This is a genomic window from Paracoccus wurundjeri (assembly GCF_030678915.1).
Classification (GTDB): domain Bacteria; phylum Pseudomonadota; class Alphaproteobacteria; order Rhodobacterales; family Rhodobacteraceae; genus Paracoccus; species Paracoccus onubensis_A.
Genome location: NZ_JAUUTZ010000020.1, coordinates 14,193 through 25,229, shown reverse-complemented (window position 1 = coordinate 25,229; position 11,037 = coordinate 14,193). Strand labels below are relative to the sequence as shown.

The 11,037-nt window shown below is 59.1% G+C and carries 12 protein-coding genes; all 12 read left to right on the top strand.

What is annotated here, in order from left to right; all coding sequences use genetic code 11:
• The first annotated feature begins 68 nt into the window (after positions 1–68).
• The 12 genes from Q0601_RS17645 to Q0601_RS17590 all read left to right on the top strand — a co-directional run bounded on the left by Q0601_RS17645 (position 69) and on the right by Q0601_RS17590 (position 10,998).
• Positions 69–416 carry a DUF2190 family protein gene (locus Q0601_RS17645; protein WP_305291204.1) on the top strand — a complete coding sequence of 116 codons (348 nt, stop codon included), beginning with the start codon at positions 69–71 and terminating at the stop codon, positions 414–416.
• Complete coding sequence (locus tag Q0601_RS17640) at positions 416–745, top strand: head-tail joining protein (RefSeq protein ID WP_305291203.1); 330 nt, start codon at positions 416–418, stop codon at positions 743–745. The genes Q0601_RS17645 and Q0601_RS17640 overlap by 1 nt, the downstream gene beginning before the upstream one ends.
• A gap of 1 nt (position 746) precedes the next feature.
• Positions 747–1,178: a hypothetical protein gene (locus tag Q0601_RS17635; protein WP_305291201.1), complete on the top strand. Its 432-nt coding sequence runs from the start codon at positions 747–749 to the stop codon at positions 1,176–1,178.
• 61 nt (positions 1,179–1,239) lie between these two features.
• Positions 1,240–1,722 (top strand): phage tail tube protein, encoded by a 483-nt coding sequence (locus Q0601_RS17630; protein WP_305291200.1) that lies wholly within the window; start codon positions 1,240–1,242, stop codon positions 1,720–1,722.
• A 2-nt stretch (positions 1,723–1,724) separates the two neighbouring features.
• On the top strand, positions 1,725–2,072 hold the full coding sequence (locus tag Q0601_RS17625; protein ID WP_305291199.1) for a GTA-gp10 family protein: 348 nt from the start codon (positions 1,725–1,727) through the stop codon (positions 2,070–2,072).
• Between the two features lie 26 nt (positions 2,073–2,098).
• The gene (locus Q0601_RS17620; protein WP_305291198.1) at positions 2,099–2,365 is read left to right on the top strand and encodes a hypothetical protein; all 267 of its coding nucleotides are present in this window, start codon (positions 2,099–2,101) and stop codon (positions 2,363–2,365) included.
• Positions 2,365–4,518: a phage tail tape measure protein gene (locus tag Q0601_RS17615; RefSeq protein WP_305291197.1), complete on the top strand. Its 2,154-nt coding sequence runs from the start codon at positions 2,365–2,367 to the stop codon at positions 4,516–4,518. The genes Q0601_RS17620 and Q0601_RS17615 overlap by 1 nt, the downstream gene beginning before the upstream one ends.
• The gene (locus Q0601_RS17610) at positions 4,518–5,189 is read left to right on the top strand and encodes a hypothetical protein (RefSeq protein WP_305291196.1); all 672 of its coding nucleotides are present in this window, start codon (positions 4,518–4,520) and stop codon (positions 5,187–5,189) included. The genes Q0601_RS17615 and Q0601_RS17610 overlap by 1 nt, the downstream gene beginning before the upstream one ends.
• Entirely contained in the window at positions 5,189–5,794 is a 606-nt protein-coding gene (locus tag Q0601_RS17605) for a hypothetical protein (RefSeq protein ID WP_305291195.1), read from the top strand. Before Q0601_RS17610 ends, Q0601_RS17605 begins: the two co-directional genes overlap by 1 nt.
• Before the next feature lie 50 nt (positions 5,795–5,844).
• Entirely contained in the window at positions 5,845–6,177 is a 333-nt protein-coding gene (locus Q0601_RS17600) for a hypothetical protein (RefSeq protein ID WP_305291194.1), read from the top strand.
• Positions 6,177–8,198 (top strand): phage tail protein, encoded by a 2,022-nt coding sequence (locus Q0601_RS17595; RefSeq protein ID WP_305291193.1) that lies wholly within the window; start codon positions 6,177–6,179, stop codon positions 8,196–8,198. Before Q0601_RS17600 ends, Q0601_RS17595 begins: the two co-directional genes overlap by 1 nt.
• 61 nt (positions 8,199–8,259) lie before the next feature.
• Positions 8,260–10,998, top strand: a complete 2,739-nt coding sequence (locus Q0601_RS17590; protein ID WP_305291192.1) for an SGNH/GDSL hydrolase family protein — start codon at positions 8,260–8,262, stop codon at positions 10,996–10,998.
• Positions 10,999–11,037: the final 39 nt, after the last annotated feature.

Sequence of the window (11,037 nt, the reverse complement as noted above, 5' to 3'; positions counted from 1 at the left end):
ATCCAGATGACGAAAGGGCGCCCGCAGGCGTCCTTTCGTCTTTCATGCATCATGAAGGGAAAATAGTCATGGCAAAGAATTTCGTTCAGCCGGGTCATGTGGTCACCCTGACCGCGCCCGGTGCGGTGACCAGCGGAGCGCTGGTACAGGTTGGAATGCTGGTTGGAGTCGCGCAGTTCGACGCGGCATCCGGTGCTCCGGTAGAATTGGCCGTTGAGGGGGTTCACGAGTTGTCCAAGGTGTCGGCCCAGGCATGGACTGAAGGTCAGGCGATCTATGTATCCTCGACCGGACTTGCGACCACGGCGGCGACCGGCAATGTCCTGATCGGTGCTGCGGTTGCCGTTGCGACCAACCCCTCGCCCACCGGCATGGTCCGTCTGAATGGCGCGGCACCAGCGGCAGCTGCGACCTGATGACCTCGGTCTTTGACGGCATGACGGGGATCCTCGCCGATGTGTTCGGCGCCCCCGTCATCTGGCATCCCGCCAATGGCCCTGAAACCGAAATCCAATCGATCTTCCGCGAAAGCCCGATCGAGGTTGACGGGGCCGATGGTCAGATCGCCCGGATTGAGGCGCCGTCCTGGCGTGTGCAACGTAACCTCGCCCCGACGGTAGCTCGCGGCGATCAGATCACCGTTGCAGATGGCCGTTCATTCCGCGTGATGGTTGTCCATAATACCGGGTCACCGGCGCAGGATGCTTTCTTCATCTGTGAATTGCAAATCGCGGCGGGTGGTTGATATGGCGCATTATCGTTCCGCATACCGTCAAACAGCCCTTGCGGCCCTCACCGCGCATAGCCGTTTCGCAGATTTTACTAGACTCAAGGTCTGGTCCGGTTCGATCGATGATCAGACTCTGCCGGTGCTTGGGGTCTTGACGCCGCAGGAACGCCGTGAGCAGCCTGGCAAACCATCCGTCACCTGTCGCACGCTCCTGCAAGTCGTTGTCCGTCGCCTCGGCCACGACGACGTTGAAGATCAACTCGATGATGACAGCGAACTGATCGAAGCCATTGTCTCGGACAGCTTTCTTAAAATTCGTCAAGGCTGCTTTCTCGAGGACCTGTCTGTGGTCACCAATACCGATGGTTACAGCAATGTCGCCACGCTGGTGATGAGTTTCCGCCTGACCTCCTTCCGCAAGATCCCGGCCCTGCCGCCCGCACCATGATGCAAGGGCACGATCTGCCCTTCATCACATTCCCCATCTTCATCACCCATTGGAGGGTTCCATGAGCGACGCAATGATCGGTTACGATACAGAGTTCCGCATCAAACCCACGCCGGCTGCGACCGAATTCACACCGCTGGCCGAGGTTTACAGCGTGACGCCACCTGAGGCGTCGATCGACCAGGTCGAGGTGACAAGCTTCAAATCACCCGGTCGCAAACGAGAATACATCCCGGCGCTTAGCGACAACGGCACGGCGTCCTGTGAGATGAACTTCGTGCCGGGATCAGCCACCGATCTGCTGATCGAGGCCCTGATCACCTCAGGCAGCGTGGTTGGTGCAGAGATCGAATACCCCAATGGCACGGTTGTGGCGTTCAACTGCTCGGTCTCAGGCTATTCGAAAGGTGTCCCCGTCGATGATCGCATGACCGCCACCGTTGAATTCCAGGTTACCGGCGCGGTGACGATCACTCCGGGTCCGGAGGTCGCCAAGGCGGCGGGCCCGGTAACCGACCCTGTGACGACCGGCGAGGAGGGATGATCATGGCGAATGGTTTCAAAGGCGAGATCAGGCTGACCTATCAGGGGCAGTCCTTCACCATGGTTCTCGATTTCAACGCATTGTGCGATTTCGAGGGCGAGACCGGTAAGAACGCCCTGACCGAACTTGAGGGTATGGAACAGGGCGATATGTCGGCGTCGGATACCCGCGCCCTGATGTGGGCCGGGCTGCGCCAGCGGCATCCTGACATGACACTGCAGTTGGCAGGCAGTATTCTGAGCGAGAATGCCGATGCGATCCAGCGTGCGACTGCCGTCATTGCGGCTGAGGCCGACAAGTCGGAGACGAAACCGGGAAACCGCAAGCGCCCGATGAAGGCTCGGGCGTAACAATACTCGGTCTGCTGGAAAATTATGTGGCGGCGGGTTTCGATCCCGACCGCTTCTGGCAGCTGACACCGCGCCTCTATCAGATCCATATGCGGGGCGCCCACAAGCGGCTCGATCGCGAAGCGAAAGAAATGGCCTGGGTGGCCTGGCTCACCGCGGTACTGACGCGCGCCCAAAAGATACCCCGGCTTAATCAACTCATCCCGGCGGAGAAAAAGGCCGCGTCCAAAGCCACGACATGGCAGGCGCAATTGTCCGCCTGGCAAGCCTACGCAGAAAGGAAGAAGAGATAATGGCATCTTCGGTCATCGGCGCGCTGCGTGTCAATCTCGGCCTTAACGATGCCCAGTTCCAGCGTGGGATGGGTTCGGCCAATAGCCGGTTGTCGCGCTTCGCCGCGATGGCGGGGAAGATCGCGGCAGGGTTGGCTGCATCATTCGGCAGCGCCGCTGTGGCCATGGGGGCATCAGCGATGAATGCCGCTGCGGAAGTCGAGCGGCTGTCGCAGGTGGCAGGAACCACGCCTGCGCAATTTCAAGGTTGGGTGGCAGGCGCAAAAACCGTCGGCATCGAGCAGGAGAAACTGGCCGATATCCTGAAGGATGTGAATGATCGGGTCGGCGATTTCGTCCAGACCGGTGGCGGCCCGATGGCGGATTTCTTCGAGAAGATCGCCCCGAAGGTCGGCGTCACCGCCGATATGTTCCGGGACCTGTCCGGTGCGGATGCCTTGCAGCTCTACGTGTCCAGCCTGCAAAAGGCCAATGTGAACCAGCAGGATTTCACCTTCTATATGGAGGCGATGGCATCCGACAGCACCCTGCTGATCCCGTTGTTGAAAAACGGCGGCAAGGCCATGGCCGAATATGCCGATCGCGCCGAGAAGATGGGCGCGATCATGAGCAACGAGATGATCGGCAAGCTGAACGAAGGCAAGATCGCTGTTTCGGAAATGCGCATGGCAGTTGACGGGATGAGGAACACCATCGGTGCGCAGGCCGTTCCGGCGATCAAGGCCATGGCGGCGGCTGTCGCCGGAGTGGCGATGTTCTTTCATCAGCATGCCGACACGATTGCAGACGTGATGCGTACCATCGCCGGAACCGCTGCCGTGGTCGCGGCCATGTTCGCCACGCGCTATGCGGTTGCACTGGGCGTCACAGCAGTCAAATCCATGATTTCTGCCTGGCAGTCCATGGTTGCCCTGAACATGGCACTGGGCGCGCAGTCACTTGCGGCTGCCCGCGCCGGCGCGGCGGTAAAGCTTTTGTCTGTCGCCTTACAGGGCTTGCGCACGGCCCTTATCTCGACCGGGATCGGGGCGGCCGTGGTTGCAGCCGGTTACCTGGTCGGAAAGTTCATCGAGCTGGCCGGTGCCGCTGGCGGATTCGGCAATGCCATGACCCTTCTGGGTGAAGTCGCCGGCCTCGTCTGGAAAGGCATCCAGGACAGCGCGCAAGCCATTCCACCGGCGCTTTCGGCTGTCTGGTTGAAGGTGAAATCCGAATTCCAACGTTTCATTTCCGACCTGTCCTATGCCTGGGCGGATTTCCTGACATTCTTCAAGGTTGGTCTTGAGGCGATCGGTGCCGTTGAAACCGCCAATGCACTCGCAACCGGACCGATTGCGTCCGCGACGAAAGCCGGAAATGATGCATTGGATGCCTCCGCTACTGCTGCGGGCAATGCTGCAGCAAAACTGGCCGAGGCCGGAGCTGTCGTCAAAGATGCATTCGGACCTGCAATCGCGAAGCTCGGCGAGTTGAACAAGGTTGCCGAGGGGACAGCAGCAGCTGCCGGGGCAGCGCAGACCTATATTGGCGCGTTAAACGGTGCTGCAGATGCGGCAGGCGGCGCTGGCCGGTCTTCAGGCAATGCGGCCTCCGGTGTCGACAAGCTTGGCAAATCACTTGATGACGCGTCGAAGAATGCCGAAACGCTCGGTAAGAGATTCGGCGATACCGCGGCAGACATCATCACCAAGTCCAGAAACATCGGAGATGTTTTGAAGCAACTCGGGCGGGACCTGCTCGCTTCTGGTCTCGGAAGCCTGTTCACGAATTTCCTTGGCGGCGATGGTCTCACCCGAGCGCTACGCGGTGCCGGGTTGAATCCCACGGGCGGAATTCTCTCCGGCCTGATCCCGGGCTTTGCCAATGGCGTGAGAAATTTCAGCGGCGGGCTGGCGGAAATAAACGAGCGCGGCGGTGAAATCGTCGATCTGCCGAAAGGCACGCGGGTCATTCCTCATGACGTATCGATGCGGATGGCCGAGAAAGCGGCACAGGATAGCCTGAATGTCGCGATCACCATGGATCCTTCGACGGGCGCGCTTGGCGCCATCGTCAGAAACGAGGCGGGAAAGATTATCGCTGAGGCCGCGCCTTCAATTCTGGCGCAGGTGCCTGAGGTTATGAACAACCACGACAAGCGGTGGCGGCCATAATGCAGGTTACCTTCCCTCATCAGCAACTCTTCAAAGAGGTGCAGTTTTATCCCGTGGGCATGTCTCTCGATCCGCAACGCTCCATCAGTGGCGCAGAAACCATTGTGCCGACAATGCGCGGCCGTTGGGTTGCGGCAGCGACATTTCAGCTTATTGGCGAGGCGGACTCGCTGGAATGGCGCGCATTTCTCGCCCAGATGGAAGGCCGGGTCGGAACAACGCTGGTTCCTGCGCTTTCAATGTTCCGCCCGAAAGACCGTGATGGTCATGATCTGGGTTTCGGTGACGCAGCCGGCATTGCCCATGCGCAGAGCTGGGAGCATTTCGGCTTCGAGAACGGGAATGTTGAGCGAATGACTGTGGCCGCGAATGCGCCGCTGCGAGCCATGCAGATCGATGTCACCCTTGGCAATACGACAGGCATTCGCCCAGGGCAGGATTTCAGCATCGGGGAACGTCTCTACCGGGTACAGGCACATTGGCAGCCCGACGCGAATACACATCGTCTCATGTTTACGCCGGCGCTGCGTGACACCGTCACGGCGGGCGCACGGGTTGAGATCGAGAAGCCGGTCTGCCGGATGCGGTTCGTTTCCGAAACGGAAGGTCAGTTTCCGGAAAGCAAAGAGATCGGAGCCATCGTCACATGTAATTTCGAGGAAGCGATCTGATGGCCGCGCGTGACGATCTTCTTGCCATTCCGGATGAATTCCTGCGCAGTGGTCGGGTCGGCCAGGCTGCCCTTGTCTTCATGGATTTCCTCGATGCACCGAAGCGTTGGTGGTCTGGTTATGGCGATCTCCCGGCGGGCGGGTTTATCTGGCAAGGGCTTGGCGATCTGATCAGTATCAGTCCGATCAGGACGTCATATTCTATTTCGGCAGAGCAGGTGACATTCGAGCTCGCCGCGACACCTGAAATTCTGGCTCTGACCCTTGCGGCCAAATCCCGCGTTCGGGATCGCGCAGTGACCGTTTATGACCAGCTCTTCGCGATGGAAGATGTTTCGATTGATTCCTCGGAGATTCAGCGTGGTCAGCCAATCGGTTCGCCATTTTCAATGTTCAGTGGCACGATGCAACGCATGCCATGGTCTGCGAACGGCCCCAGTGAACGGACAATCCGCCTTGAAGCCGAAGGATTGTTCTTCCGCCGCAACGCGGCACCACGCGGTCGTTGGAGCGATGCCGATCAGAAATCCCGCTATCCGGGTGACAGGGGGCTGGAACGCTTGCCGATCTACGCGAATGATTACGAGACCCGATGGCGAGGATAAGGCCGGCGGGCGCCACCGACATATTGCGCGTGGTGGATATGATTGAGGCGTTGACCGTCGCCGTGAACGGTCCTGTGGCCGTCAACCGGGCGCATACCGCCGAGACTGTCGCAGCACTCATCAGCAGCCCTGATGGCGCTGTATGGGTATCGGAGGGCGGATTTATCGCTGGCGTCATCCGTTGCACGGTCATCAGCCCGGAGCCAATCGCAACGGAACTCGGCTGGTATGCATCCGATGGTTCGGGCCTCCGCCTGCTGAAAACCTTCGAAAAATGGGCGACGGATAAGGGTGCGCGATTGATCCAGATGTCAACCGGTGCGGAAGGGATCGACTTGTCACGGCTCGGCTATCGCCTGGCGGAAAGGGCCTGGGTAAAATAATGGCGGTATTCACGCTGATCACTGCATTCGTTCTTCCCGGCGCAGGCGCGTTCTCGCTCTTCGGTCTGTCGCCTGCGGTGACCAGTGCAATCTTCACTATCGGGCGCGGCGCGCTCTGGTCATTGGCTGGAGCCGCCCTGAACAGTCCGAGCATTCCGCGCCAACAGGTGCAGGCCACGATCAGCCAGACCGATGCCGCGCGTTTGCGGGCTTATGGCCGCAATCTTCTCGGCGGGCAGCGCGCGTTCTTCGAGGCCAATAACGGGCAGTTGCACCAGATCGTCGTTGCGCATCATGGCCGGGTCAATGACCTGATCGGCTTCTGGGTCGATGGTGAGCCGGTGACGCTGGATGCCGGGGACAAGGTGAACCGCTATACCGAGCTGTTCTTTCGAGACGGAAGTGGGGCTGGCGGCGATTATCAGCGGGTGATCGACACCTTCCCCACACTCTGGACGGATGATCATCGTTTGCAGGGTCAGGCGACATTCTATGCCGTGTTCGGTGATCCTGCTGACGAGGATTTTCAGGAATTCTTCCCGAAGGGTCCGCACACCAATGTTCAGGTAGAGATTGAGGGATCACTGGTCCCGAGCCTCGCCGGCCCGCTAACCTATTGCGAAAATGCTGGCCTCTGCATTCGCGATCTTCTGACCCACCCGGATGGCTGGAATATTCTTCCCGCACGGTTGTCTTCGGCCAGCTGGGCGGCATTCGTGGCGCTCTGCGATCAGGATGTTCCTCTGGCGGCGGGCGGCAATGAGCCACGGTATCGGCTCTCCGGCTATTACAGCCTTGACGATCCGCTGAAGGATGTCACAGCCCGGATGCTCGCGACATGCGACGGGCAAATATACGAGACGGCAGAAGGCGAGATCGGTATCCTCGGCGGCGCATGGTCGGAACCAGACGTCACCATCACCGCCGAAGACATCCTGTCGGTCGAGATGCAGGACGGCTTTGATCCGTTTACCGACTACAACACATTGGGTGGATCTTTCGTCAGCCCGGATCATGCATATCAACCAACGCCAGTGAACGATATCGAGGATCTGGTTGCGCTGCTCACCCAGGAGCGGCGAGCAGATCAGCTGGATCTGGAAATGTGCCCGTCCGGATCACAACTGCAACGCCTGATGGCAATCAAGTTCGCCAAGGATCGCCGTGACCAGGTCGGGAAAATTCGGACGAACCTGGTTGGCCTGAAGGCCCGATTCCCGAAAGGTGACGGAATTCACACCATCCGGGTGCAGGCCCCGGAATTCGATCTCGATGGCGTCTTCGAAGTCACCTCGCACAGCTTCTCGATTCCGGACGGTTTCTGCGAAATCGGCATCGCCAGCATCGAGAATCCCTATCCCTGGACCACGGCAATGGAGAGGTCCATCCCTCCGAGTGTGAGCGAGATGAGCAAGCCGATCCACACGCCGCCGCCGCTGGAGGGCATCACGCTCACCCAGGAACTGACACAGCTTTCATCCGGAGTGACAGGGGTCAAGCTCGCGGCCCGCCTCAATGACCCAGATCGGGACGATCTGGAATTACGGGCACAGGTGGCCGAGGGAACCCCGCTGCCGTCCGACAATTCCGCCGGATGGTCGGAAATGCTTGTCGCCGGATATCGCGCCGAAACCAGCATTCTGAATGATGGCCAGCAATATACCGTGCGCCTTCGCTGGAAAGGTCGGGGAAGCTGGATTTCGGCTGGCACCGTTACCGTCGTCGCCAATCCGACGCCCCCTGCCCCACCTTCAGAGTTCGGGGCCATGATTACCGGCAGCGATGTGTATCTGGACTGGATCAACCCGGCCGCCGATTTCTACCGGACGCGCATCTACCGAAATACGGTGAATGATTTCGGGACGGCGGACCTGATCGCGGTGGTCGACGGGCTTGAAGGCCAGCCCGCGAACTATACCGATCAGGCGCTCGCGTCTGGCACGTATCATTACTGGGCCGTGACCCTGAATCCGTCATCCGTAACCTCAGCGCCAGCCGGTCCGGAAACCGTCACCGTCTGACATCTCGAAAAACAACCCGACAATCGCCCGCCTTTGCGCGGGCTTTTTGCTGTGAGGCCACATGTCCGTTGCACTGATCAATGAAGTTCTGCGAGATTTTGAGCGCTATAGCGGTGACGGAAAGCCGAATGCGCCCGTTGGCCATCCGCTGCCGATCGGCGATCCCCGCAGCGGCATCCACAACCCGGCCAAGTTTCGCCTGCGTGAACTGCTGATCGCCATCCTCCAGGCCATGGGCGATCCCGACGCGCTTCAGGACATCCTCAACCAGTTGGGCGGTAAGGCAGATTTGAATCTGCTCAATGCGGAAATTTCTTCCCGTCAGGACGTTGATAATCAACTGGGCGTCATTCCTTTGTCGAACATCGCCGCGGTTGTTGCACCTGATGAAAGCTCCACGAAGATTACTGCTGAAATCCCCGAGAGTTTGGCGACCAAGGGCGTTTCGATAGGCGGTGGTGCAACTGTCCGTATTTTTCTGCCGGGCACCTTATCTGGCGCTTTGAGCCTTCAAACCGTGGGTGATGACGAACGCCCCTTGAGGACCGAGCAGAACGATCGCCAGCTGACCGCCGATGATGTCACCGCCGGATCGACCATCCTGCTCGATCGTCGTGGGGGAAACTGGTGCATCGTTTCGGGGGCAGTTGGAACGGAACAGAGGCCGGCGCTTTCGCAGGCCGGGATTATCCATCTGATCAATCAGGCTGCCACGGTGACGGATGGGAATACGCTGATCACTGCCGACATGGCAGGCGCTTCGCTGAGCGCGAAACTGACGGTAGGTGCTGGAACCAAGGCACTGGTTGTCGTTCCAAATAATGCCGAAGGCGCTCTGTCGTTACAGGTCAACGGGTATACCCCCCTGCCGATCTACCTTGAGAAAAACACCGCACAGGCGACCGCCGATGATGTTGAGCTGGGGGCGGCGCTTCTTGTCCGCCAGCAGGCGGGGCACTGGATCATTCAGTCCGGCGCGGTCGGAACAGCCACGATTGCAGGCCTGCGCAGTTCCATATCTCTGGTCGGCGCACCCGTCGACGGTTTCGAGAATGCCAACACGGAAGGCTTTCTGACGATCGGGAACGGGCAGATTGCCAGTGCCTCGGCTAGCTGGACCTATACCGATTTCATCCCGGTCAGAGCGGGTCAGGTTGTCGAATATGTCGGCGGCATCAACCGCGATCAGGGCGCAGCCATCGCCTATTACGATTCCAATCAGGGTTACGTTGCAGACGGTCTGGTCGCTGATCCCGCCGGGTCCGGGCCGATCCAGAGCCTATCCGCCTCCGTTACCATCCCCGCCGGAGTGTCCTATTTACGGGCAGCCACGATCAACACCGGGACATATGGGCTGACCTATATCCCCTCCGGTTCGACTTCGCCGGAGGCGTTTGCAGAAAGCGTGATTTCCACCATGGAACATGCTGCCGGTGTAGAAAAAATGCGCCTGCAAGCGGCCGTTAATGCACTGTTGAGCGGATCGGCATTGCCGTCCAAGCTGGCAAACCTGCCCGGTATCGGTGACAGCATTACAGTCGGCGCGAATGCCACGACCGCTGCAAATCGGTTTCTGAACCGCGTTGCTGCTGCGCTGGGAGCGACAGTCACGAATTATGGCATTGGCGGCACGGTCCTGCAAAACAGCAATGGCTCAGGTGGCGCGCCGCTGAACAACAACGGCCGGGATCGTTTTCGCGGTCTCTTCACGGGCGGCAGCAAGAAAGACTTCGCGTTGATTGCCTATGGCTTCAATGATGCCCGCTACACCGCGGCTCCGAGCACTTTCAATGCCGCAGCTTATAAGAACGATTACCGAGAGATTCTGGTCGGCCTGCTTTGCGACGGATACCGGCGCGATCAGATCCTCATCGTGGGGCCGCATTATATAACCGATATTGGTTTGAAAACCGGATCGGAGGGCTTCACTGGCCAGACCCGAGCGGGCTTCGAGGAATATGTGACCACTGCGCGTGAGGTGGCGGAGGAGTTCGGCACCCTTTATTTCGACAGCTATGCGCACATGCGAGATTACATGCGCGATAACGGGTCTCCCTACGACATGTCCACATTTTCAGACAATGCCGTCTGGGATATAGGGGATGGTTCAGCAACCTATGTTGGGACGCTCACAACCGTTTCTAACAATCAGGGGGGCAATATATCCCCCGTTCCGGAGGGCGAATTGTGGATTTCAGCAGATATTCGCCGTCTCGGCGGAACCACGGGCCGCGCTCGAATTCAAATCCGCTGGCTAAGCTCAGAGAATCCCGACACCGTAATTTCCACGACCAGCGGCGATTACATCACGCTTTCGGACACGTCTGTTCAAATATTCACCAATGAAGGGACGTCTCCGGAAGGAGCGGAGTTCTATGACCTTATGCTCACGGTTGACGGTGCAAATACTGATGGTCAGGTTCAGTTTTCGAACATAACTGTGGGTCAGGGCGTCATATCAGACGACAACATCCATCCGACCAATCTGGGGCACGAGGTGATCGCGACCGGAATTTTGCAGGAAACGACCGTTCTTAATCAGCGATCAGGTCCAGTGATCACAGGGTGGAGCGCCTCGGGCAGCGACATGCTTCTGTCATGGGCGCCCGTAGCAGGTGCCGTGTCGTATGAAGTGGCAATTGTTGAGTTTGACAGCCTGGTCATTCCGGCTGCCGAAGCGGTGTCAGCTACGCAGCACAGGTTTTCCGCGCCGCAGACAGGACGCCATATCGGAATGGTGCGAGCTGTATTCTCAGACGGGCCCGGACCATGGTCCGTTTCGAACCCGGCGGCGATTTAGCCTCGTGCGCACTACGCTTTCAGTGCCATCTGTAATTGG